The organism is Thalassospira sp. (assembly GCF_002709775.1).
GTDB lineage: Bacteria > Pseudomonadota > Alphaproteobacteria > Rhodospirillales > Thalassospiraceae > Thalassospira.
In genome coordinates this window covers 1-24,108 of sequence record NZ_PAQR01000019.1, presented here as the reverse complement: position 1 = coordinate 24,108, position 24,108 = coordinate 1, and the positions used below count along the sequence as shown (strand labels likewise).

At 54.5% G+C, this 24,108-nt stretch carries 21 protein-coding genes and 4 tRNA genes; 9 read left to right on the top strand and 16 right to left on the bottom strand.

What is annotated here, in order from left to right; genetic code table 11:
- Positions 1 to 156: 156 nt before the first annotated feature.
- Positions 157 to 231: transfer RNA gene (locus CMO10_RS09005), tRNA-Thr, on the top strand.
- A 27-nt stretch (positions 232 to 258) separates the two neighbouring features.
- Positions 259 to 333, top strand: a tRNA-Thr gene (locus CMO10_RS09000).
- Between the two features lie 113 nt (positions 334 to 446).
- Here the strand turns inward: CMO10_RS09000 and CMO10_RS08995 are convergent.
- Positions 447 to 1,478, bottom strand: a complete 1,032-nt coding sequence (locus CMO10_RS08995; RefSeq protein ID WP_297020954.1) for an NAD-dependent epimerase — start codon at positions 1,476 to 1,478, stop codon at positions 447 to 449.
- Positions 1,479 to 1,712: 234 nt separating this feature from the next.
- Here CMO10_RS08995 and CMO10_RS08990 point away from each other — a divergent pair, with 234 nt between their 5' ends.
- Together CMO10_RS08990 and CMO10_RS08985 are read left to right on the top strand one after the other, a co-directional pair.
- Positions 1,713 to 2,456 (top strand): putative metalloprotease CJM1_0395 family protein, encoded by a 744-nt coding sequence (locus CMO10_RS08990; RefSeq protein ID WP_297020952.1) that lies wholly within the window; start codon positions 1,713 to 1,715, stop codon positions 2,454 to 2,456.
- A gap of 291 nt (positions 2,457 to 2,747) precedes the next feature.
- Positions 2,748 to 3,401 carry a response regulator gene (locus CMO10_RS08985; RefSeq protein ID WP_044828065.1) on the top strand — a complete coding sequence of 218 codons (654 nt, stop codon included), beginning with the start codon at positions 2,748 to 2,750 and terminating at the stop codon, positions 3,399 to 3,401.
- A gap of 95 nt (positions 3,402 to 3,496) precedes the next feature.
- Here the strand turns inward: CMO10_RS08985 and CMO10_RS08980 are convergent, their stop codons facing one another.
- From CMO10_RS08980 to CMO10_RS08940, 9 genes are all read right to left on the bottom strand, one after another.
- Positions 3,497 to 5,461, bottom strand: a complete 1,965-nt coding sequence (locus CMO10_RS08980) for a hybrid sensor histidine kinase/response regulator (protein ID WP_297020946.1) — start codon at positions 5,459 to 5,461, stop codon at positions 3,497 to 3,499.
- Positions 5,462 to 5,550: 89 nt separating this feature from the next.
- Positions 5,551 to 6,549, bottom strand: a complete 999-nt coding sequence (gene acuI, locus CMO10_RS08975) for an acrylyl-CoA reductase (NADPH) (protein ID WP_297020944.1) — start codon at positions 6,547 to 6,549, stop codon at positions 5,551 to 5,553.
- Between the two features lie 94 nt (positions 6,550 to 6,643).
- Positions 6,644 to 7,024: a YkvA family protein gene (locus CMO10_RS08970; RefSeq protein ID WP_297020941.1), complete on the bottom strand. Its 381-nt coding sequence runs from the start codon at positions 7,022 to 7,024 to the stop codon at positions 6,644 to 6,646.
- A gap of 15 nt (positions 7,025 to 7,039) precedes the next feature.
- Positions 7,040 to 7,348 carry a hypothetical protein gene (locus tag CMO10_RS08965; RefSeq protein WP_297020940.1) on the bottom strand — a complete coding sequence of 103 codons (309 nt, stop codon included), beginning with the start codon at positions 7,346 to 7,348 and terminating at the stop codon, positions 7,040 to 7,042.
- 97 nt (positions 7,349 to 7,445) lie between these two features.
- On the bottom strand, positions 7,446 to 9,209 hold the full coding sequence (gene asnB, locus CMO10_RS08960) for an asparagine synthase (glutamine-hydrolyzing) (RefSeq protein WP_297020939.1): 1,764 nt from the start codon (positions 9,207 to 9,209) through the stop codon (positions 7,446 to 7,448).
- A gap of 66 nt (positions 9,210 to 9,275) precedes the next feature.
- Entirely contained in the window at positions 9,276 to 10,310 is a 1,035-nt protein-coding gene (locus CMO10_RS08955; RefSeq protein WP_297020938.1) for a glycosyltransferase family 4 protein, read from the bottom strand.
- A gap of 4 nt (positions 10,311 to 10,314) precedes the next feature.
- Entirely contained in the window at positions 10,315 to 11,079 is a 765-nt protein-coding gene (locus CMO10_RS08950) for a glycosyltransferase family 2 protein (protein ID WP_297020937.1), read from the bottom strand.
- Positions 11,076 to 12,038 carry a glycosyltransferase family 9 protein gene (locus tag CMO10_RS08945; protein ID WP_297020936.1) on the bottom strand — a complete coding sequence of 321 codons (963 nt, stop codon included), beginning with the start codon at positions 12,036 to 12,038 and terminating at the stop codon, positions 11,076 to 11,078. Before CMO10_RS08945 ends, CMO10_RS08950 begins: the two co-directional genes overlap by 4 nt.
- Before the next feature lie 3 nt (positions 12,039 to 12,041).
- Complete coding sequence (locus CMO10_RS08940; RefSeq protein WP_297020934.1) at positions 12,042 to 13,070, bottom strand: glycosyltransferase; 1,029 nt, start codon at positions 13,068 to 13,070, stop codon at positions 12,042 to 12,044.
- Between the two features lie 161 nt (positions 13,071 to 13,231).
- Here CMO10_RS08940 and ygfZ point away from each other — a divergent pair, with 161 nt between their 5' ends.
- Together ygfZ and CMO10_RS08930 are read left to right on the top strand one after the other, a co-directional pair.
- A complete protein-coding gene (ygfZ, locus tag CMO10_RS08935) occupies positions 13,232 to 14,146 on the top strand; it encodes a CAF17-like 4Fe-4S cluster assembly/insertion protein YgfZ (RefSeq protein ID WP_297020931.1) in 915 nt (304 codons plus the stop codon).
- A 125-nt stretch (positions 14,147 to 14,271) separates the two neighbouring features.
- Positions 14,272 to 14,937, top strand: a complete 666-nt coding sequence (locus CMO10_RS08930; RefSeq protein ID WP_297020928.1) for a hypothetical protein — start codon at positions 14,272 to 14,274, stop codon at positions 14,935 to 14,937.
- Between the two features lie 73 nt (positions 14,938 to 15,010).
- On the opposite strand, the gene ppdK is transcribed toward CMO10_RS08930, so the two are convergent.
- The 6 genes from ppdK to CMO10_RS08900 all read right to left on the bottom strand — a co-directional run bounded on the left by ppdK (position 15,011) and on the right by CMO10_RS08900 (position 22,350).
- The gene (gene ppdK / locus CMO10_RS08925) at positions 15,011 to 17,671 is read right to left on the bottom strand and encodes a pyruvate, phosphate dikinase (RefSeq protein WP_297020925.1); all 2,661 of its coding nucleotides are present in this window, start codon (positions 17,669 to 17,671) and stop codon (positions 15,011 to 15,013) included.
- A gap of 77 nt (positions 17,672 to 17,748) precedes the next feature.
- Positions 17,749 to 19,812 (bottom strand): glycine--tRNA ligase subunit beta, encoded by a 2,064-nt coding sequence (glyS, locus tag CMO10_RS08920; protein ID WP_297020922.1) that lies wholly within the window; start codon positions 19,810 to 19,812, stop codon positions 17,749 to 17,751.
- Between the two features lie 3 nt (positions 19,813 to 19,815).
- Complete coding sequence (locus CMO10_RS08915; RefSeq protein WP_044828052.1) at positions 19,816 to 20,706, bottom strand: glycine--tRNA ligase subunit alpha; 891 nt, start codon at positions 20,704 to 20,706, stop codon at positions 19,816 to 19,818.
- A 262-nt stretch (positions 20,707 to 20,968) separates the two neighbouring features.
- Positions 20,969 to 21,193: a hypothetical protein gene (locus CMO10_RS08910; RefSeq protein ID WP_297020916.1), complete on the bottom strand. Its 225-nt coding sequence runs from the start codon at positions 21,191 to 21,193 to the stop codon at positions 20,969 to 20,971.
- 75 nt (positions 21,194 to 21,268) lie between these two features.
- Complete coding sequence (locus tag CMO10_RS08905; protein WP_297020915.1) at positions 21,269 to 22,054, bottom strand: tRNA1(Val) (adenine(37)-N6)-methyltransferase; 786 nt, start codon at positions 22,052 to 22,054, stop codon at positions 21,269 to 21,271.
- A gap of 38 nt (positions 22,055 to 22,092) precedes the next feature.
- Positions 22,093 to 22,350, bottom strand: a complete 258-nt coding sequence (locus tag CMO10_RS08900; RefSeq protein ID WP_297020912.1) for a putative signal transducing protein — start codon at positions 22,348 to 22,350, stop codon at positions 22,093 to 22,095.
- A gap of 253 nt (positions 22,351 to 22,603) precedes the next feature.
- Between CMO10_RS08900 and CMO10_RS08895 the strand changes: the two genes are divergently transcribed.
- The 3 genes from CMO10_RS08895 to CMO10_RS08885 all read left to right on the top strand — a co-directional run bounded on the left by CMO10_RS08895 (position 22,604) and on the right by CMO10_RS08885 (position 24,105).
- The gene (locus tag CMO10_RS08895; protein WP_297020910.1) at positions 22,604 to 23,641 is read left to right on the top strand and encodes a polyprenyl synthetase family protein; all 1,038 of its coding nucleotides are present in this window, start codon (positions 22,604 to 22,606) and stop codon (positions 23,639 to 23,641) included.
- Positions 23,642 to 23,740: 99 nt separating this feature from the next.
- Positions 23,741 to 23,817: transfer RNA gene (locus tag CMO10_RS08890), tRNA-Pro, on the top strand.
- Between the two features lie 211 nt (positions 23,818 to 24,028).
- Positions 24,029 to 24,105 (top strand) — tRNA-Pro (locus CMO10_RS08885).
- Positions 24,106 to 24,108 lie beyond the last annotated feature (3 nt).

Sequence of the window (24,108 nt, the reverse complement as noted above, 5' to 3'; positions counted from 1 at the left end):
GCCCGTTATAAAACAGCACGCGAAAAATTACAGCCGATCTTGACGAAAACAGGGCGAAAAGCCCTGCCAAGGGAACAATCGAAAAACTTCGCATAATTCAGGCTTGACCAATTACTGATACGTGGCCTATAACCCGCCCGCACCGCAAGGGCTCATGCTGCTGTAGCTCAGGGGTAGAGCACTCCCTTGGTAAGGGAGAGGCCGGGAGTTCAAATCTCCCCAGCAGCACCATTGCCCACCGGTCAGCCTGATTATCGGGCTGCTGTAGCTCAGGGGTAGAGCACTCCCTTGGTAAGGGAGAGGCCGGGAGTTCAAATCTCCCCAGCAGCACCATTTTACAAATACATTTCATATAAATGGTCATGATCCCGCACCTTGTTAGATGCGAGATGCTCTGACATTGGTTTTGCTGTTAGCGCATTGCCCGTTGCGGCAAGACGCGCTTTCTAGCCGTAGAAGGCGCGATACCATTCAACAAAGTTGCCAATGCCGGTCTCAATCGAGGTTGCCGGTTTGAAGCCGACCGCATCGGTCAGCGCATCGACATCAGCGAAGGTTGCCGGAACGTCGCCATCCTGCATCGGCAGCATGTTTTTCTCGGCCGTCTTGCCAAGTGCCTTTTCGATCGTTTCGATCAGATGCAACAGCTCGATCGGGCTGTTATTGCCGATATTAAAAACCCGATAGGGTGCCGAGCTGGTTGCAGGATCCGGCTTGCCCGAATTCCAGTCTGGATTGGGTTCGGCGACCGTCGAGATACAGCGATAGACGCCTTCGACGATATCATCGATATAGGTGAAATCGCGGCGCATCTTGCCTTCGTTAAAGACATTGATCGGCTTGCCTTCAAGTATCGCCTTGGTGAACAGGAACAACGCCATATCAGGCCGCCCCCAAGGACCATAGACGGTAAAGAAGCGCAGACCGGTCGTCGGCAGGCGATAGAGATGGCTATAGGTATGCGCCATCAGCTCGTTAGCCTTTTTCGATGCCGCATACAGACTGATCGGGTGGTCGACATTGTGATGCACGGAGAACGGCATTTCCGTATTCATGCCATACACCGAGCTGCTTGATGCATAGACCAGATGCTTCACATTGTTGTGGCGGCATCCTTCAAGAATGTTGGTAAAGCCAACAAGGTTGGCATCAATATAGGCATGGGGATTTTCGATTGAATAACGCACGCCAGCCTGGGCGGCCAGATTGACCACATAGGTCGGCTTTTCAGTCGCGAACAGATCAGCAATGCCTTCCCGGTTTTCGAGGTCCATGCGGACGAACTTGTAACCGGGTTTACCTTCCAAACGTGCCAGACGCGCTTCCTTGAGGTTAACGTCATAATAGTCGTTAACGTTATCCAGTCCGACAACCGTCGACCCCTGCTCCAGCAATTTCAGGCAAAGATGGGAACCGATAAAACCGGCGGCACCCGTGACTAGTACCTTCTCATTGGCCGGGATAATGAAGTCAGACATGCGCGTTGGAATTCCTGATTGAAATACAGATTTAAGCGCTCATCACGCCACTTGGAAATTCGAAATTTCTGATACCAGCAAGGGTGGCGATGTGCAAGCCATCAACCATGGCAATGCATGTGCGAAACACTCGATCAACAGGTGCACGCATCAAACCGAGACTCGGGAACAAATTTCTGCTATGGTTCGAAGGTTACAGAGTCCGTTTCAAGGCGAATTGCGACGTAAAGACAAATGATTTCAGCGGGTCAAACCATAGCCAACCCTAATGGCGGCGGATTGGGCGTTATCCTGAATGCTCGGGAAATCGCGCAAACTGCTGACGGGCGCGTTTTGGCCGAATATGAAGCCATCGAAGTCCAACGTCAGGGTGGTGACACCGCATCTGTATCACCCTATGCAATTAATGGCGCTGGATCGGACGCGGCACGTACCCGCATTGTCGACCCTCGTACTCTGACAGAGGCACAAGCAGTTGCTGGTGGTGTCAGCCGTGCGGAATACCGTGAAGCGCGTGAGACCAATGCCGATAATGGCAACAGCCAGAATGGTGTTTCCGCCGATGGCGACCTTGACCCGGCAGAGGAAGACGTCGTTAACCAGCTGCGCGCGCGTGACTCTGCTGTCCGCCAGGAAGAACAAGCTCATGCGGCCGCAGCCGGGCCTTATGGTTCAGCCCCGCAATACACCTATCAGATTGGCCCGGATGGCAATGCCTATGCCATCGGCGGGCATGTTGACGTAAGCGTCTCGATGTCGGGCAGTGCAGATGACCGTGACCGGGCACTTGCCACACTGCAGAATGCAGCACTTGCACCGAATGCGCCGTCGGGTGCCGATATGGCAGCCTTCCGTCAGGCCAGCCTGCAAAGAGCAACCATTGATGGTAGTGAATCGACAAATACTACCAAAGAATCCACACCAAATTCCGCAGCATACCGAAACGGTGAGCCGCAAAGCGTCTCGATCACCGTATAAATTCGCCTTCGCGTATCTGCTTGCCCCCTAATTATACTATTCAATGCGCGACAAAACACTTACCCTTACACCTATGCTCTTATTCACCTGGATAGTTCACCTAATCAAAAACTATCCTGCCGTTTGACAGGGGCTTGGTTTTGTTGAATGCTGCGCTCGCGTCCGGGGGGGGGACGCTTGGATTGAAAATATCAGAATCGCGCGAAACCGTGTTGTTACGGCCCGCGTTTCCGAGGTCACTCGTCCCATCATTTGTAGTGAGCTTTGGACAAGAACAGGTACGGCATAAAAATGAACATCCTGCTAGCAGACGATCACGATCTCGTCAGAGACGGGATCACTTCCTTCCTTAAACTCGCAGCGCCGGAAGTTGAAGTCGCGCAGGCGAAAGACTTCGCAGAAGCACTTGCCGTCGTTGACGGGGAAACCAGCGTTGACCTGACCATCCTTGATCTGAACATGCCCGGCATGAACGGATTGTCCGGTCTGACCGTTATGCGTCAGAAGCATCCGGAAATTCCGGTGGTTATTCTGTCAGGTTCTGTCAAACGCAGCGACGTTTTGAACGCACTGGAACATGGCGCGTCTGGCTATCTGCCAAAGACGCTGTCGGGCAAATCTCTGATCAACGCCCTGCGCCTGATCCTGTCGGGCGAGAAATACATTCCGTCCGCATTGCTTGAAGACGATGGCTCGCAAATTCGCCCGGGCGAGATTGATCTTGATGGCCTGGCGCCCGACAATCCCCTGCGTCAGCTGACCAACCGTGAGCGCGAAGTTCTCGGCCTGCTGACCAAGGGCTTGTCGAACAAGGAAATCGCCAAGCAACTGACCGTCCGTGAAATCACCGTAAAGGTGCACCTGACCGGTATTTTCAAGAAGCTTGGCGCAGCCAACCGTACGCAAGCGGTCAAGATTGCCATGCAGTTGGGTTGGGAAGCCTGATCGCAGCCAATCAAGGCCAAAAGACCAAAGCCCGGTATTTTGCCGGGCTTTTTCTTTGGGCTGCCGACATCACTTAGTGAAGCAGCGCCCCCGCATTAGGCGGCAAACACTTCGCAAAGCTCATCAAGTGTTGCCAGAAGCTCCTTGAGGTTAAGCGGCTTGGACATCACCATGACCGGTGCGTCTGTGCCATCTTCGTCTTCAACAGGCTTCTCCGCATCGCCGGGATGGCCCGTCATCACAATAACCGGCAGTGCAGGATTGCGTTCCCGTAGTTCCTTGACCAGGGTGTTGCCGTCCATGTGCGGCATCCGGATGTCTGTAATCAGGATATCGGGCTGAACGATGCCGGCAATCGCCAGTGCGTCTTCGCCGTTACTCGCAGCCGAGACGTTAAAGCCCTGCGCCTCCAGATAGGCTGAAATGATCTCCATCGCGTCGAGTTCATCATCAACCACAAGGATGCGAATATTGCCCCGCACGGCTGCGTTCGTTGGAACCTGCGATAGCCCCCCTTCATCAAGCGTTCCGTCAGACAAGTTGTCTGCCTCGGTAACTTCGACATCGGCGAGCGGCAGGGTGATTTCAAAGCATGCGCCGTCACCTTCGTTGCGCACATCAATCCGCCCACCCATGGCCTCAACAATGCCGAAGCTGACCGAAAGGCCAAGCCCGGTACCTTTGCCGACATCCTTGGTGGTAAAGAACGGATGGAATAAAAGATCAATCGCAGCTTCCGGCACGCCACCGCCATTATCATTGACCGAGAGTTTCAGGGCCTTGCGTGCCTCATCAACCATGGCACAGACCCGGATCAGACCGCCGATGCTTCCGGCGTCATCGCCATTTTCGTTGATGGCATCGCGCGCGTTGCTCAGCATATTGACCAGAACCTGTTCAAGCTGAACCTGACGACCATTTACAAAGCAGCGCTGCCGTGGCGGAACGACATCAATGGCGATACCCGACAATCTGCAATCATGCTCAACCATGTCAACCGCGCGCTCAACCGCCTTCATCACATCAAAGGGGGCAAAATCATCATCGTCGGGACGACTGTAAATCTGCAGGTGCTTGATGATCTCGGACATGCGTTCTGTTTGGGCACTGATCAGTGACAGGCGTTCGCGCTGAAACGCCGGTTTGACCGCATCAAGATCATACTGAAGGGCACAGGTATCCGCCGCCATGCGGATCACATTCAAAGGCTGATTCATTTCATGTGCCACGGATGCAGCCATCTCGCCAAGTGTTGCCAGCTTGGAAGTCTGCACCAACTGGCGTTCGACCTTGCGCTTTTCCGTGACATCCTCGGCCAGCATGAGCATTGCTGGCGCCCCTTCGTGGGTAAAAGCAATGGCCGAGACTTCAAGTTCGACATTCTCGCCTTCCGGGCGCTGACAAATGATGGTGAAGTCAGCGCGCCCCGGATAACCGTTGCGATAGCGGGAAATGTATTCTTCGAGTGTTTCACGGCTTGAGGGATGAACCATCTCCATAAAGGAGCGCCCGACCAGTTTGTCACTGTCGCCAGCACCCAATATGGTCACCCCCTGCTGGTTCATATAGACGATCTCTTCACCGCTCAGGACAGAGATCAGCTCCGGTGCCAGTTCAACCAGCTTGCGGTAACGTTCTTCACTTTCCTTTAGTGCCCTCTCCGCACGTGAACGCTCAATCGCATAGCGGATCGAGCGGCGAATGGTGCGACCATCGGGAAATTCCTTGGTCAGGTAATCTTCTGCACCATGTTGAAGGGCTTCAAACGCCAGTTCTTCATCCTTATGACCGGTCAGGACAACAACAGGCGCAACATTGGCACAGCTGCGCACGCGCCGGATGGTGTCGACACCCGAAGAATCCGGCAATGTCAGATCCAGCAGGACAACATCAAAAAGTGCCTCGGCCCCGTCGCCATTCAGAACCGCCATCGCAGAGGCAAGATCGCTGCAATGCTCAATGTCAAATGGCTCCCCGGTTTCCTCCAAAAGGGTGCGCACCAGAAACGCATCCCCGGGATTATCTTCGACAAGAAGAATTCGAAACCGTTGTTCAGGCATTGCAGTCTTTTCCAACTATCAGAGAAACGGATTTCCGTCCCACATAGCAGGGATCGAAAACCCATTGATTCTGCATGGTTTCACCAATCCTAGCAATCCTGAACATCAACAAGCAGGCGTCCCTTCACCTGACCTTTAAGGATCTTCTCCCCCCATGACAGGATGTCAGAAAGCGCAACCTTGGTGGTTGCCGCAGCCAGCTGGTCCTTGGACAGCTCCTTACCCAGGCGCTTCCATGCACGCACACGCGTTCCATATGGGCACATCACCGAATCAATCCCGATCAGTTTCACGCCGCGCAGCAGGAAGGGAATGACCGTTGCCGGCAAATCCGGACCACCGGCAAGCCCGCAGGCAGACACGACACCGTGATACTTCATCTCCGAAAGCACATGCGCAAGGGTCGTACTGCCGACGCTGTCAATCGCGCCAACCCATCGTTCGGTCAGAAGCGGCTTGCTGGTATCGGTAAGCTCATTGCGATCAATGATGGTGCTTGCGCCAAGATCACGCAGATACTGATGTGTTTCCGCGCGCCCGGTCGACGCTGCCACCCGATACCCAAGCGACGTAAGGATGGAAACGGCAACCGAGCCGACACCGCCTGCGGCCCCGGTCACAAGGACTTCTCCATCCTGATCTTTTGAAACGCCCTGCTCCTCAAGCGCCATGACAGCCAGCATTGCGGTAAACCCGGCCGTACCGATTGCCATAGCCTGTGATGCATCAAGCCCATCGGGCAATGGCACCAGCCAATCGGCTTTTACCCTAGCAAACTGGCCATAGCCGCCCCAATGGGCCTCACCAACCCGCCAGCCGGTCAGAACAACTTCGTCACCGGGCTTGTAGCGGTCATCGGTTGATGAAACGACCTCGCCAGAAAAATCGATCCCGGGCACATGAGGATAGGATCGTACTAGTCGCCCGAGCCCGTTCAGGACCATACCGTCCTTGTAATTCAGCGTCGACCATTTGACCCTTACCAAAACCTCGCCTTCAGGCAGGTCATCTGTAGTCAGGTTCTTGAATTCTGCGGTGACGCTTTTTTCTTTCTGGTTTAGCACCAGTGCACGAAATACTTCACCCATGGGTTCCTCCCGATCTGTTCGGTTGATTGATCAAGAGTATGGTGAGCCGCACATTGCGTCAAATCCGTGCGTCGGTGTTAGTCGGGGAAAAGGCTCAATCGCTCGCTGGGGTTGCCGCTGGTTCGAACGCACTATCTGTGCCACCGGTTATCGCAATGACAATGACGACAAGCACCAGAATGGCCAGATAGATGAACAATCGACGTGACGTTGTGCTCTTTTCAGCATCTTCGGGAACGACTTCGCGCTGCACGGTATCGGGCAAGCTGCGATAGGATAACCATCCCAGAAGTGGCACAATCACAAGATCATCCAGCCAACCCAAGCCGACCAGGATATCGGGCAACAAATCAACCGGACTGACCAAATAGATCAGTCCGGCCAGCAGTAACAGTTTGGATTTCAACGCCACGTCCTTGCGCAACAAGGTACGCAGAAGATTTGGGATGATCATCCAGACCGATGCATTTTTCACAGGATTTGATCCGTCTTAACGATGGAGCGGCGTGACAAAGGCAGAGTAGGCAACTTCGATGGCGCGTTCAAATCTGTCGCGCTCCTTGGCCTTGTAGCCCTGCTTTTCTTCAACCAGCCCCAGCGAATTGCACCCCGCAGCACATTCCATGCGTACAGTTGTTGGCAACTTGAATTCATAGGTAGCACCCAAGGTCGCACTGCCTTTGAGCGGCATCGCCTCAATCGATTTTGCCTGCAAATCGCTAGGCGGCACCGTCATCCAGGCCAGCACCAGACCAAAGCCAAGAACTGCAAGCATCGCCAATTTATCAAAATACAGCATGTCGTGTCCCAACCGCATTTCTGTTAATTGTTATTCGCAATTAAGAAATGCCGCAGCGACCGGTTTGTTCCCGTAAAAGTAAAAAAGCGTTAACTTCTTAAGCGCATTCCAATGTTTCAAACACATCCGCACCCGGCGCGTGACCAAGCACATTGGCCTGATGCCAAAGCGCATAAAACAGCAAATGCCAACAAGCGGCACCTTCGCACTTTCCGGGGGTATTAAACAGTTTTTCCACCCGATCTGCATCTGCGATTTCGGCAATGCCAGCCTGCCCCGCGACCAACGGGCCAAGTTGTTTGCCCCTGCCAGAAATCCACTCTGAAACCGGCACCGTAAAGCCGCGTTTTTTGGCAAAGGGTTGCGCCATCGGCAGACAGCGATCCAGCCAACTGCGCAACAGGAACTTGCCAACACCTTTGCGAACCTTGAGACGGTCGGGCAATTGATAGGCAAATTCGGCGACCACCGGATCCAGGAAGGGTGTTCGTCCCTCAAGACCATGAGCCATCAACATGCGATCAAGCTTTAAAAGCAAATCATTGGGCAGCCAATCAGAACAATCGACCGCCTGCGCAATCGAAAGACGTGAACGTTTCCCACGGGCTTCCCGGCTTTCGGACGCGGCAACACCGTCACGCCATCCTTCGAGCACGCCGGGACGCAAGACATCGATCTTGTCAAACGTCCCCTTTGAACGCATGACGCGCCCACCAAGCAAGAAGGGACGCATCACCGAACGATATCGTCCATAACCGCCAAACAACTCATCCCCACCTTCACCGGACAGCACGACCTTGAAATCTCGCGCGGCTTCCTTGGCAAGTTTGTAGGTCGGAAGAATGGCGTAATCTGCCGCCGGATCATCCATGCGTGCTGCGACCTCGGGCAGAAGTTGCCAGAAATCACTTTCCGAGAACATCACCTCGACATGATTGGCATTGCAGGCCCTCGCGACTTCACGGGCCAGTTCGCGTTCGTCATGTACGCTGGTCGCTTCAAAGGCGGCCGTATACGCGGTTACCGGCCGCTCATTCAGGCGATGCATCATGCCAAGCAAGGAGGCGCTATCCACGCCCCCAGACAGGAACATGGCGTAATCGACATCAGATCTTTGATGCAGACGGACCGTTTCTTCAAACACCCGATCCCACTCATAAAGTGCGCGATCAAGATGATTTCCTACGGCACCCGTGTCACTTAGAACCTGACGACGGCGCCGCTCCACGATACGTCCGTTTTTCAGCACAATGGTTTCACCGGGCTGCAGTCGCTTGATCCCGTCAAGGATCATGTCGGAACCCGTCGTGAACTGAACCTGCAGCAGTTCGGATCTGGCGTCCTCGCGCACTTCCCGTCCCACAAGACCCGCAGACACCAATGCCTGCGCCTCGGACGCAAAAGCAAAATACTCGGGGGTCTCGACGTAATAGACCTGCTTGATGCCAAACGGATCGCGACACAGCACCACCTGATTGTCGATCACATCGTGAATGGCAAAAGCATACATGCCGCGCAGCTGATCAAACCCGGCAATCCCGTCGCGCGCAAACACACGAAGGGCGGTTTCACTGTCCGAATGGGTTTTAAATCCCTCTTCGCCGAGTTCTTTTCTGAGTTCGAGATAGTTGTATATCTCGCCATTGGCGATCAGGGCACTACCATTTTCATGATACAGCGGCTGATCACCGGTATTCAGATCAATAATCGCAAGACGGGTCTGGATAACGCCGACAGGGCCTTTGACGTAACGCCCGTCACCATCAGGTCCACGGTGTGCCAAGGCATCACGCAACCGATCCAGCACATCAGGATCAAGGGTTTGCTTATCCTTGGCGATATAACCGGCTATTCCGCACATTAGGCATTCCACCACACCACCCTAAAGCGGCTTACATACATCAACCTAAACAACCTTAGAGATGCCTTATGGCATCAGTTGTTCAAATGCCTCGGCAGCCTGAGCCCAGCCCCACGCACGTTGACTTTCGAGAGCTGCTTTGTGCTGCTCTTCCCATAGGGGATCATCATTTAGAAGTTGGGCAGTGCGTTTGGCAAATAAATCGTCATCGTTAGCAACAAATCCGGTTTGGTCATCGACAATGCGCTCGGCCACGCAGCCAACATCCTGCACCACGCAAGGAACCCCCATAGCCTGGGCTTCCCCCAACGCTAGGCAGAAGGTTTCTCCAACATCTCCCCGATAGGGCATAACACGTGCGTGCTGCATCTCATCGAGAAGTTGGTTTTTGGGTACAGGCCCACGTAAAATAACTCCTTTGTCACGCAATGTATCGGCGTGATCTAGAATGACCTTCATTCGCTGGGCTTTTTCGTCTCCCGCAGAACCATAGGTTTGAGGCCCCGCAAAGACATGAAGTTCTGCGTCCGGCGACAGAGGATGGATTTTTTCACTCCAGATATCCACGAGCCAATCAAGTGAACGCAATGGATTTGAGGTAAATATCGCCCGCTTTTGTCGAATTTCGTTGCTGACCTTTGCGGTAATAAACCTGTTCTCGATACCATAAGGAATAACAACTCGATCGCCACAAGGCGCCCAGTTTGGGTAAGTCAGGAGATGGTGACGCCCCGAAAAAACAATGGCTGGCCTAATTTTCCATAAGCGCCAGAAATAACGCCATTTAAGCAAATACTTGGCCGGGTTGTGTATCCAAAAAATCGTCCGTTTTGCTCTTGGCATGCATCCCAACAGTTCATGCCCACGATTGGCAATATAGAGATCGGCAATCTCCGGGAAACCATCAGTTAGAGGACGCCACTTAACTCCATTGTTTTCATGAGGTTCATCACACTTATTGATGATCGTAACATCATGCCCGCGATCTGCCAGCCCCTCTGCCAACGAGATAAATGCCGTTTCAGCGCCGCCAAGAGGGCGTTGCTCCAACGTAAAACCGTCAAATTTGATACCAGCGTCAGCCAGAACGATTGTCGCCATAAGATCAATTTTCCTCGTGCTTGGCTTTTAGATACGAAATGACAGGAAACAAGCCCGCAAAAAGAGCTATCAGGAAACCGATACCCCCTTCCTTGTATCCTTTACGGCCGATGTAGCAGCGAATAAAGCGCGAGAAAAACCGCCTGATATTATTCGAAAAACTGCCTATTTTGCCACTATCACGCAAATCAGCTGCACGCGCAGTAGAATAACTATCCAATCGCTTAATCATGTCCGAGATATTGCGATCAACGTAGTGCCGCACCGGATGCGTCAACTTCGCCCCTCTCTCGCCTTGAAAGGCAAGAGATGGGTGAACTCTTTCTGGTCCCCAGCGTTTGCAACCTGCACGAAACAATCCCGGATAAGCGGGCTTCCCAAATGAAGCCCCCCAACCATTTAACACCAAACGATCTCCAACATAGTTGTGGACTATCAGGTGATGAAAACCAAATTTACTGGTTCTGATTACTTCACGGATTTCCTTTGCCAGTTCTTCAGAAACATGCTCGTCGGCATCAACCTCAAGAACCCAGTCGCCACTCACTTGAGAAAGCGCGTAATTTCGACGCTCACCTTCCATTTCCCAACTACCAACTAGAGTTTTTGCACCTGCCTGCTTGGCTATTTTCTCCGTACCATCGGTACATTTATCGCACAGAACAATGATTTCGTCGGCAAAGGCAACGTGCGACAAACAAGAAGGGAGACGTTCTTCCTCGTTATGGGCAGTAATCACAACTGATAGTTTTTGCGTCCCGTTTATCATTGAATGGCTCCATTCTTGCGCGCAAGCAACGCACGTGCGGCATCAAAAACCTTTTCAACAGGCAAGCTATCCATCTGACTCTCATGAGAGCGCCAAATTTCGCCAGCTTTCCATATCTCTTCAAAAGATTTGTCGGTTCGCACATGTGCCGTAATCGGGCCACAAGGCCCATAATTATCTTCCCTCGTTGGGCCGAACAGACCAAGGGTCGGAATGCCAGCTGCGGCTGCCATATGCATCAAACCGCTGTCATTTCCGACATAGAGGTCACTACGTTCCAGACAGGCTTGAACTGTGAGCAAATGCTCGTCTCCAAAAATCACGGTGCGATCTTCGGCTTTTAAGGAATCAATCACAGGCTTAGCTGCATCGCGCTCGCTCGGAGCCCCCACCACAAGTAGATGCGCATTAGGTAAAAGGCCGTCATTTGCACGAATACGAGCAATCAAATCAACGAAACGGTCAGCAGGCCAAGTTTTTCCGCCCCAATTCGCAGATGGCCCAACAGCCAGCAACGCCTTGCCATCATCGGGGATTAGTTGTTCCGCACGCGCCTCATCCTCTGGACAGGTCCAGATCATTGGCAAGGGAGCCGGTTCAACACCGATCAGCTTTCCAAGCTGTTCAACACGGTGCAGATCGTCATCATTCCCCGGCAACACAACCCGTTTCCGCCCCGGCAACACATAGGCTGTCGCACTGCCGCGCAAATCAACGATGATCTCCCACCAGTTCAGGACGACGGACTTCCAGAGCTTCCACCAATGGCCGCCGCGCTTTTGCTTTGGCATTTTGATGATGCGTTCAAGGTTCGGTACACCTTCGAAAATCGGGGCTGCAACCGGGCCGCAGGCGACCGTCACGCGGATGCCGGGATAGGTTTCGACATAGTGGCGCAGAACCGATGTCGAAAGCACCGCATCGCCCAGACGGTTTGACGTAATGAACAGCAGGCGCACGATTTACAGTTTCTCCAGCTCGCCAGCGACATGGATCCATTCGCGGCGATCATTGCGTGCGGCTTCGGACTGGCTGGCAAAGAAAGCCCGGTCGGTCAGCAGCTGGGATGTGATGTTGCCAAATGCCGCCTCGTCCGGGACGATATAGCCAGTTTTTCCGTCCTCGACCCGGCTTTTGGCAATGCCGCCATAGGATACAACCGGTGTTGCAGCGCCCAGCGCATCGACAAGCCACTGCCCGACATAATCCGTGCCGTATTTGCCGTGATGGAGAAACGCACGCGCATTGGCAACGGTTTCAGCCATATCGGCTTCGGGTTTGGGGTGATGGACGCGCACCCCCCTGTCAATGGCGGAGCGCACCATATCGAGCAGGTCTTCCGACATGCTGTCATTTTCGCCGGCCATGGCGCTAAACAGGTCGTAGGCGTAGACTTCCAGGATCGCATTCGGCGCCTTGGGAGCGACATAGGTTTCCCAAATGCGAATGATCTGGGCAATCCCGGTCGAGCTGTTGGCAACGGTCACTGCCAACTCATCGCGCGATTCAAATGCCCAGTGCATGTTCGATGCCATGACAAAAGATGTGGTTGCACCGGGCCTGACCACAATCGGTTTTTTGGCCAGATCGGCATCAAAGGCCTTTGCCTGCGCATCATCGGTGAAGATGACCTGAACTTTCTTTTCCTGCAGAACCAGCCGCACATCATCGGCATTCAACCGCGCCGGATCACCATCAAACCAAAGTGCGACGGTTGCCCCATCGGGCACGCTTGCATGGCTGAGCAATGCCGGATCGCGCCAGACAATCACGGTATTGACCGCATCACCGCCGAACGGCGGCAGTTCGGCTTCAAGCTGTCGCCAGGCAACACCGTGCATGTCCTTGTCGATGCCGCCATTACGGCGCGCTTCGACCTTGTGGCCGCGGGCAACAAGGGACTCTGCCAGGGCAATGAAAGCGCGCTGGCATGTTCCGAGCGGACGGGCTTCACGATCCTTGGGATCAAAGCCGATAGACTGATCAAGCATCAAGATTTTCATAAGTTTGGTTCTATCCGTTCGACGGCGTTTTATGAAGGGTTTTCTTATAGCTTATCCGGCCTTTGTCCGCACAGACAGGTCTTGCGAAATTTGCGTGATTGCCCCACATTTCGCCCAAACAATTCCGATTTACCGGAGCCATAAATATCATGAGTGAGACTTTCTATGCCCTTTTGCCGGATCGTGCGGTGATCCGCGTAAGCGGCCCGGACCGGGTCAGCTTCCTGCAAGGGCTTGTATCAAACAACATCGAAACCATTTCGCCCGAGAAATCAGGCTATGGCGCGCTTCTGACGCCACAGGGCAAGTTCCTGTTTGATTTCTTTGTCTATCATCAGGATGAAGACAGCCTGCTGATCGAATGCGAGCGTGGCGAAAATGGTGAACGTGCGGCCGAACTGTTTAAAAAACTTCGCATGTACAAACTGCGCGCCAAGGCCGAGCTATCTGACATCAGCGACAGCTACAACGTCATGGCTGTGTTTGGCAAGGATGCGCTGAGTTCGCTGTCGCTTGCGGCAACACCGGGTTCGACGGCCCATATGGCCGATGGCATCAAGGCTGTAGACCCCCGCCTTGCCGAAATGGGTGCGCGTGTTCTTCTGCCGAAAAATGCGTTGGCCGAAATGGGTGCCATCGGCGCACAGGAAAGCGATGTTGAAACCTATCACCAGATGCGCGTTTCACTTGGCATTCCCAATGGCAGCGAAGAAATGGAAGTCGAGAAATCCATCCTGCTAGAAAGCGGCTTTGAAGAGCTGGGCGGTGTGGACTTCAAAAAGGGCTGCTATATGGGCCAGGAACTTACCGCACGCACCAAATATCGCGGCCTTGTGCGCAAGCGCCTGTTACCGGTCAAGATTGACGGCCCAGCACCAAGTGTGGGCACGCCGATCATGAATGGTGACAAGGAGGCCGGTATTATCCGGTCTGTCCATGGTGATTTCGGTCTGGCCTTGATCCGGCTTGAGCGGATTGAAGGTGATGCAGAGCTGCTTGCGGGCGATGCAAAGGTCACGGTTTCTGTACCTGATTGGGTTCAGTTGCCGGAAAATGCGGCCTGAGTTCGCCAAAAACCGATACTGATGTATCGAACGGGCTCCGCCTTGCGGGGCCCGTTTTTCGTTAAAACCTGTTGCAATGCACCAACAGCCCCTATGTTAAAAGAAAAGCAAAATCGGGATTTGCGATGAAACTGTGGAACAGGGTCCTTTATATCCGGGGCTTGATGGCCGTGCTTTGCGCGCTTGCCATTACACCTGCCATGGCGGCAATTCAGCAAGCTGCACCGGATTTAAGCGACGTGCCCGTATCCGATATGTCGATTGCTGAAGCCGAAAAGGAACTGGCGACAATCACCGAGGCCTATAACCGCAAGGGCCATCAGATCAAGCAGATGGCGCTTGGTACCTTGCTTCGATTTTACCCGCAGAAAATCGTTCCTTGCGGGGCGATTGTCACCAATGTTCGTGACTGTCTGGACAATTACTGGCCGGACCTTGAGACCTATCCGGGTCATTTTCTGGGGCCGGATGAAAAACCGGCACTCAAGCCGAGCATCGAACAGGCCCGCATGACAGAGGAAAACTACCTTGATGCGGTAGAACGCCTGAATATGTTGCTGCGTGCCGTGCACTATGAAAGCACCCTTCCGCCCGAGCAACGCTATCGCGCGCAGCTTGATGCCGTGATTACACACCTGACAGAACTGCGCGAGGCGGAATATCACAACCGCCTTCTTTACGAGAAGCTGTTCAAGATCGGCGGCATCATCCTGTTGCTTCTGGGCCTTGTGGTTGGCGGGATGCTGGTGATGAAACACCGCACCCAACGCAACGACCCGTCATCGCAATAAGACAAAAAATAACGGCAACGAGCTTCCCCGTTGCCGTTTTACCTTTTTCACACGTCGAATTTACGTGCGGTGATTACTTACCAAGTGCAGCCTGTGCTGCGGCAAGACGTGCAATCGGCACGCGGTACGGGGAGCATGAAACGTAATCAAGTCCCTGTGCCTCGCAGAAGGCGATAGATGCCGGATCGCCGCCATGCTCGCCACAGATGCCAAGCTTGATGTCGCCGCGCGTCGCACGACCACGTTCGGCCGCCAGACTGACCAACTCGCCAACACCTTCCTGATCAAGGGATACGAACGGATCACCGGCAAAGATGTCCTTGGCGATATAGGTATCAAGGAAGCGCGCCGCGTCATCACGTGACAGACCAAAGGTGGTCTGAGTGAGGTCGTTCGTGCCAAAGCTGAAGAACTCGGCTTCTTCGGCGATTTCACCGGCACGCAGTGCTGCACGCGGCAGTTCGATCATGGTGCCGACCAGATATTTCAGCTTAGCACCCTTTTCGTCTTCGACCTCGGCTGCGACCTTGATGATCGCGGCCTTGAGGAGTTCAAGTTCCTTCTTGCCGACGATCAGTGGAATCATGATTTCCGGGATGACCGGATCGCCACCATCCTTGGTCACCTCGATCGCGGCTTCAAAGATGGCACGTGCCTGCATCTCGTAGATTTCCGGATAGCTGATCCCCAGACGGCAGCCACGATGACCCAGCATCGGGTTGGCTTCGGCAAGATCAAGCAGACGGCGCTTGACGATGGCCTCGGACACACCGGCAGCCTTGGCCACCTCGGCAATTTCGGCATCGCCATGCGGCAGGAATTCATGCAGCGGCGGATCAAGCAAACGAATGGTGACCGGCAGCCCCTTCATGATGCGGAACAGGTCGATGAAGTCCTGACGCTGATAGGGCAGAAGTTTTGCCAGTGCCGAACGACGGCCCTGCTCGGTTTCGGCCAAAATCATCTCGCGCATGGAGATAATCCGTTCCGGATCAAAGAACATGTGTTCCGTGCGGCAAAGGCCAATGCCCTCTGCCCCGAAACCACGTGCGGTTTCGGCTTCTTCCGGGGTTTCGGCGTTGGTGCGGATTTTAAGACGACGCAAAACATCCGCCCATTCCATCAACTGCGAGAAATCACCGGACAGATCGGGTTTCAGAGTTGCAACTTCGCCCAGCATGACTTCGCCGGTTGCGCCATCAAGGGTGATGACGTCCCCTTCCTTAAGCGTCACACCGCCCGACATCATGGTTTTGTTGGCATAGTCGATCTTGACTGCACCGGCACCGCAAACGCAAGGTGTGCCCATGCCGCGCGCAACCACAGCCGCGTGACTGGTCATGCCACCGCGTGAGGTCAGAATACCTTGGGCTGCATGCATGCCGGCAATGTCTTCGGGGCTTGTTTCGATACGTACCAGAATAACCTTGCGACCCTTGCCTGCCCATTCTTCGGCAACCTCGGCCGAGAAAACGATCTGGCCGGACGCCGCACCGGGTGATGCCGGAAGGCCCATGCCAACGACCTTGCGGTCTGCTTCTGGATCAAGGGTCGGGTGCAGCAGTTGATCAAGCTGTGCCGGATTGACGCGCATGATCGCGTCTTCCTGCGAGATCACACCATCACGGCACATTTCAACCGCGATGCGCAATGCAGCCTTGGCGGTGCGTTTGCCCGCACGGGTCTGAAGCATGTAAAGCTTGCCGGACTCAACGGTGAATTCCATGTCCTGCATGTCGCGGTAATGGGATTCAAGCTTTTCGCGAATGTCACAGAGTTCCTTGAAGACACGGGGCATCGCGGCTTCCATCGAAATCAGGTCCGAACCGGATTCCTGTTTTTCGATTTCGGTCAGCGGGGCCGGCGTGCGGATACCGGCAACAACGTCCTCGCCCTGCGCATTGATCAGATATTCGCCATAGAAACGGTCTTCGCCGGTCGACGGGTTGCGCGAGAAGCACACACCGGTCGCACAGTCATCGCCCATATTGCCAAAGACCATCGCCTGAACGTTGACCGCAGTCCCCCAGCTGGCCGGGATGTTGTGCAAACGGCGGTATGTGTTGGCACGTGCATTCATCCAGCTGCCAAAGACAGCACCAATGGCACCCCACAGCTGTTCACGCGGATCTTGCGGGAAAGGCTGCCCCAGTTCGCTTTGGACTTTTTTCTTGAACGCTTCGACGACTTCGGCCCAGTCATCGGCACTCATGTCGGTATCAAGGGTAACGCCCTTGTCTTCCTTGACGGTCTCAAGGATATCTTCGAAGTGATAGTGATCAACGCCCAGAACGACGTCGCCATACATCTGAATGAAGCGGCGGTAACTGTCATAGGCAAAACGACGGTCACCTGACACGCTTGCCAGCGCTTCGACCGTTTCGTCATTGAGACCAAGGTTAAGGACCGTATCCATCATGCCGGGCATGGAGGCACGGGCACCGGATCGGACGGAAACAAGAAGCGGGTCCTTGGCGTCACCAAACGAACGACCGACGAGCTTTTCAACTGCCGCCAGCGCCGTTTCGACTTCGGCATTCAGACCATCCGGGTAGGCACGGTCATTGTCGTAAAATGCCGTGCAGACTTCGGTTGTAATGGTAAAGCCGGGCGGGACCGGAAGTCCGAGATTGCACATCTCGGCAAGGTTTGCGCCCTTGCCACCCAGAAGTTCACGCATATCCGAACGGCCCTCGGCGCTACCGCCACCGAAACCGTAAACCCATTTGGTCATCTTGCCTTTTCCTCATCTGGTCACGGCCCGCGGGCCGTTCCCCAGGATGGGGAAAAGCCCCTTAACCCTGACCTGTTTTATGATTCGATCTTCGAGAAGTCGGCAATATCGTGCAACGCCGTCCGGATTTGTGCCAACAGCTTCAAGCGGTTGGCACGTTCGTCAGCATTGTCGCTATTGACCGTAACCTTTTCGAAGAATGTATCGACCGGTTCACGCAACCGCGCAAATTCGGTCATAGCCGCGGCATAATCCTCGTCACGCAGAAGTGGCAAGGCCTTGTGCCGGACATCAATGAGCGCCTCATACAGTTTGCGTTCTTCTTCCAGGCTCAGAAGATCCGCGGAAACGTCCGCGTCATAGGACATATCGTCCTTTTTCTCTTCGATGCGCAGGATGTTGGACGCACGCTTGTATCCGGCCATAAGGTTGACGCCGCTTTCACCGGAGACAAAATCGGAAAGCGCTTCAACACGGGCCAACAGGCGGACAAGATCGTCCTCGCCATCAAGTGCAAACACGGCCGACACCAGATCATGGCGCACACCCTGTTCACGCAGATGGACTTTGAGACGGTCTGCAAAGAAGGCCAGAAGGTCTTCGACCGCCTCGTCACGACGAATGGTTGCCGGGTACTGGGAAACCGCGAAAGCAAAGATGCGCCGTAGCGGCAACCGCAAACCGTTTTCCAGAACCAGACGAATGACACCCAGTGCCGCACGACGCAAAGCAAACGGGTCTTTTGAACCGGTCGGCTTTTCATCAATCGCAAAGAACCCGGCAAGGGTATCAAGTTTCTCAGCCAGAGCGAGGGCAACCGAAACCGGGGCGGTCGGGCACATGTCCGACGGGCCGGCCGGTGCATAATGCTCGGCAATTGCATTGGCGACTTCCGGGGCTTCGCCGTCATTCTCGGCGTAATATTTACCCATCAGCCCCTGAAGTTCGGTGAATTCAAACACCATCAGCGACACCAGATCGGCCTTGCCGATTTCTGCTGCGCGGTCGGCAAGTTTGGTTTCACAACCATCAATATCGGCAGAGACTTCACGCGCCAGACCGCGCAGGCGCAGAACGCGCTCTGCCAGCGAGCCAAGCTTGGCGTGGAAGACGATGTTATCAAGCTTCGGCAGACGCGATTGCAGCGTCACTTTCCGGTCCTGATCCCAGAAGAACTTGGCATCATGCAGACGCGCACGCAGAACCCGCTCGTTCCCGGCGATGATCTTGGCGTTGTTGTCTGCGGTGATCATGTTCGAAACTGTGATGAAGCGCGCGGCAAGCTTGCCGGCCTTGTCTTCCACCACGAAATATTTCTGATGTTCGCGCATCGAGGTTTCAAGAACCTCGCGCGGGATGTCCATGAACTGGTCATCAACCTTGCCCATGACCGGCACCGGCCATTCAACCAGACCACAAACTTCTTCAAGAAGACCATTGTCTTCGAGAAGCTCAAAGCCTTCGGATGCTGCAAGTTTCTTGGCACCGTCAAGGATGACCTGTTTGCGCTGTTCACGATCCAGCATGACCTTGGCTGCAAGCAGCTTTTCCTTGTAATCGGCGGCATTCGTGACACTGAATTCGGCCGGGGCAAGGAAACGATGTCCACGGGTGGTATCGCCTGCGGCGACCGGGCCATAGGTGACCGGAATAACCTTGCCATCAAACAGGCACAGAATACGGTCAAGCTGACGCACCCAGCGGATTTTCTGATCAGCCCAGCGCATGGATTTCGGCCAGGGCAGTTTGTTCATCGCATCTTCGATGATGTCCTTGATGACATCGGATGCCGAGCGGCCTTTTTGCTCGACAATCGCAAACAGGAAGACGCCCTTGGGCGTTTCGCGCTTTTCGCATTGATCAAGGGTCACACCGTTGCCGGTCAGGAAGCCATTGATCGCCTTTTCCGGGGCATCGGCACGCGGACCACGGCGCTCTTCGCGCAGATCAGGCTGTTTTTCCGGCAGACCATCAACAATCAAGGTCAGACGACGCGGGGTGACCAGCGCTTCGACCTTATCAAAGCCAAGGTCGGCGGCCTTCAGGCCATCAGTGACCAGTTTGGACAGGTCTTCGGCAGCACGCGCCTGCATGCGGGCCGGGATTTCTTCGGAAAACAGTTCAAGCAGCAATTCGGCCATGACTTAAGCCTCCTCGTTCAGATGGCCACGCGACCGCAGCCACGCTTCGCAGCAGGATTTCGACATGTCACGAACACGGCCGATATAGGCCGCACGTTCGGTCACGGAAATCACACCGCGCGCATCAAGGAGGTTAAACAGATGGGAGGCCTTCATGGCCTGTTCATAAGCCGGCAGCGCCAAACCACGTTCGATATTCACCGCACACTCGGCCTGCGCATCCTTGAAGTGCTGGAACAGCATGTCGGTGTTCGCAACTTCAAAGTTATAGGTCGACTGTTCGCGTTCGTTCTGCAGGAACACGTCGCCGTAACTTACGCCAGCGCCGTTGTAATCAAGGTCGTAAACGTTCTCGACACCCTGAATGTACATCGCCAGACGTTCCAGACCATAGGTCAGCTCGACCGGAACCGGGTTACATTCAAAACCGCCAACCTGCTGGAAATAGGTGAACTGGGTGACTTCCATACCATCAAGCCACACTTCCCAGCCAAGCCCCCAGGCGCCCAGCGTCGGGCTTTCCCAGTCATCCTCGACAAAGCGGATATCATGGGCCATCGGGTCAATGCCCAGATGCTTGAGCGAGCCAAGATACAGATCCTGTGAATTGGCCGGTGACGGCTTCATCAGAACCTGGAACTGGTAATAGTGCTGCAGACGGTTGGGGTTTTCGCCATAACGACCATCGGTCGGGCGACGGGACGGCTGCACATAGGCTGCATTCCAGGTTTCCGGACCCAGCGCGCGCAAGGTCGTCGCGGTGTGGAAGGTACCGGCACCGACTTCCAAGTCATAAGGCTGCAGGATGACACAACCCTGATCGGCCCAATAACTTTGCAGTCGAAGAATGATTTCCTGGAATGAAGGGGGACGTTGCGACCCGTCGAGCGCCATGGCGCGAACTCTCTGTTACTGTTTCTGTAAATTTATGGCGGCAAGCTACCGCCCTGCCCCGGCGCGGTCAAGAACGCAAAAGCCCTGAGACACGCCGAATTTGCAACCCTTGTATCCTGCCCTTCGCCATTATGCCGCATTGCAGCAACATAGATCAGTGATTATCGGGAAAAATCCAAGACAAATTCACATGCCTTGCCCCAAAGTCGAATGCCATCAGGCAGCTTTGGTCAGAGGCTGATCGGAAAGGCAGGTAAAAGCCCTAGTCTTCGCAGCGATGCGCGTTGCCCTCGGCATGGTACACACCGCAATTCGGGCATTTTTCAAGCTCATGGGCAACCGGCTTGGACTGGCTTTTCTTTTCGTGTTTGGTTTGTTTGGGCTGCTCTTTGCTGGAAACCTGTTTGCCGCGATTAAACAGCTTGAAGCCCTGCCAGACGACAACGACAACAAGCGCGGTGAATAGGATTTTCGAAAAACTCAGCATGTCAGGTCCCAAAGCACGGATTTATCTGCGACATTCATCGCAACCATGTCGTCCTTATATTCAAGTTCGACCGATTTAGAAACCGGGCAATGCCGTCGGATTGCGTAAAAGGCGATCCGTTTCCGGCAAATAGACCCCGTCTTCATCGTGCAAAACGATCCCGCGCCGCATGGTCAGCGGCGATGCAACGCCCTTACGGGCCGAGACAATCACCCTCAACGGCGCATCTGCGTCGACCTTGCTCCAGATCGGATAAACCGTCATGTCGCCCGCCCGCCCATGCAACAGGCCAATGATCCGGTCAAGGTGATCGGCACGATGCACCAGCGTGATGCGCCCCTTTTGCCGCACCATCTTAAGGCAAAAGGCGATCCAGTCCTTAAGGTCGGCGGTGCCTTCTTGGTGGGCCTTGGCACGGCTTTCATTACTTGGCCGTGTCCCCCCTGCATAATAGGGCGGGTTGGAAATGACTTGATCAAAGCTTTCAGCGACCAACGGCAAGCGACCATCATTGATATCGCCGTGGATCGGCGTGACCCGCCCGGCGAATTCATTTTCCATCACATTGCGACAAAACAGCGCATAGAGATCATCTTGCAGCTCAACACCGGTTACCTTTGCGGTTTCAAGGCGCCGGGCAACACACAGTCCGGCACTGCCGACAGCCGCCCCGACATCCAGGATCTTTTCATCGCGATGGGAATTGATCGAAACCGATGCGGCAAGCAACACGGCATCGACCGCCGCCCGGTAACCGTCGACGGGTTGCTTGAGCACAACCGACCCGCCAAGAAGGTAATCATGACTGATCCGCTCTTCGGGGAAATCGGGCACTTCAATGCCTGTGGCTGCACTCACCATCAATGGTCCTGATCTGTCGTTCCGGGTTGATTGAAATGTTATTCGGACACCACCGCGTCCGAACCATCACTTTTGGCGTTATGCGCATCAAGTTCCCGTCTGGCAACATCAAGAACGTATTTCGCGCGACTTTCCTCTTCGCCATCGACCATCAATCGCCTTGGCAGCGCCCCGATGGATCCTTCGATGATGCTGGCATGATAGTCAAAGATATGACTGTCGATGCCTTCATCAGCCAAGACAGCCTGCGCCCAGCTCAGTTCGATCGGATCGTTACTGCGAAATAGTTCGATCATCGGCATTTTCCTTCAAACTGTGATCAGGCTTGTCATACGTTTTGAACTTTGAAGAAATCCAAAAAACAATAATATCTCTATAATGTAGGGGTTTGCAGTTGTGGTTTACAAAATCCTTTGCAAGAAACCCTGAATTATCTGCGGTTAAAGCAGGACTGGAACCGCATTTGTCCACTTGACCACAACAGCTTGGCCTATCTATGTTGAGGCCGCCTGCTGTTATTTGCAATCTTCGCCCAAGCAGGCAGCGAAGATGCCATTTGAGAAGTCGGAATACAGCGTGACCAATACCGCACCGCAGCCAAAGACTCAGCCGAGCCTTGATTCACTGGTCAACCTCGTCGACGGCGACATGAAGCGCGTCAATCAGGTGATCATCGACAACATGCACAGCGAAGTCGCCCTGATTCCGCAATTGGCAACGCACCTTGTCGCTGCTGGCGGCAAACGCATGCGCCCGATGCTGACATTGGCATCCGCCCGCCTTTGCGGTTACGGCGATGGCCCGCATGCCGTTGATCTTGCAGCCTGCGTTGAATTCATTCACACAGCGACCCTTCTGCATGATGACGTAGTTGACGAAAGCCAGCTGCGCCGTGGTCAGGCATCGGCCAATGCCCTGTTTGGCAACGAAGCCAGCGTTCTGGTCGGCGACTTCCTGTTTGCGCGTGCCTTTGTCGTCATGGTCAAAACCGGGTCGCTGCGCGTTCTTGATATTCTGGCACAGGCATCTGCCGTCATCGCCGAGGGCGAAGTCCTGCAGTTGTCGACCGCCAATGACATGGGCACCACCGAGGAAGCCTATCTCGAAGTGATCACCGCCAAAACCGCAGCCCTGTTTGGCGCGGCATCGCAGATTGGTGCGGTAATTGCCGAACGCTCGGCCGAGGACGAAGAAGCGCTTCGTCTTTATGGCATCTATCTTGGTACGGCCTTCCAGCTGATTGATGATGTTCTGGATTATTCCGCCCATCAGGCGACCCTTGGCAAAACGGTTGGTGATGACTTCCGCGACGGCAAGGTGACGCTTCCGGTAATCATAGCCTATGCAAACGGTGACGAAGACGAAAAAGCCTTCTGGCGCCGCTGCATGGAAGATCAGGACTTCCAGGACGGCGATCTTGATCGTGCACAGGAACTGATCCGCAAATATGATGCGCTTGATGCATCGATGGATCGCGCACGCGAGTTCGGCCAGATGGCCATCGACACCCTGTCACGCTTTGATGATGGCGCGATCAAGGATGCGATGGTTGAGGCCGTCGAGTTCTGCATTTCGCGCCCATATTAATCGATATTCCCGTTGCGCATGTCCGGGTCACACCGACAGGGCGCAAAAATATCTTGCGTCGCCTGCGATAAACCATTATCACCCGGCTTCGCAGAATGACGGAGCGTAGCTCAGCCTGGTAGAGCACTGTCTTCGGGAGGCAGGGGTCGGAGGTTCGAATCCTCTCGCTCCGACCATCATTCAAAGGCCCTGAAACGGTTATTCGTTTCAGGGCCTTTTGCGTTTCCAGACGCAATTTATTCCCCATCCCCTCCCCGCAGGCGCAAGGTTTTCAATCGCTTGTTCAACTGACCTTCCAACATGTCTCCGAACTGACATTTTTTCCGCCGGAACGTCCGGTTTATGCTTGATCCGCGCCGAAAGAAGGGCTAAACCTCCGCCCACTGACGGAGCGTAGCTCAGCCTGGTAGAGCACTGTCTTCGGGAGGCAGGGGTCGGAGGTTCGAATCCTCTCGCTCCGACCATCA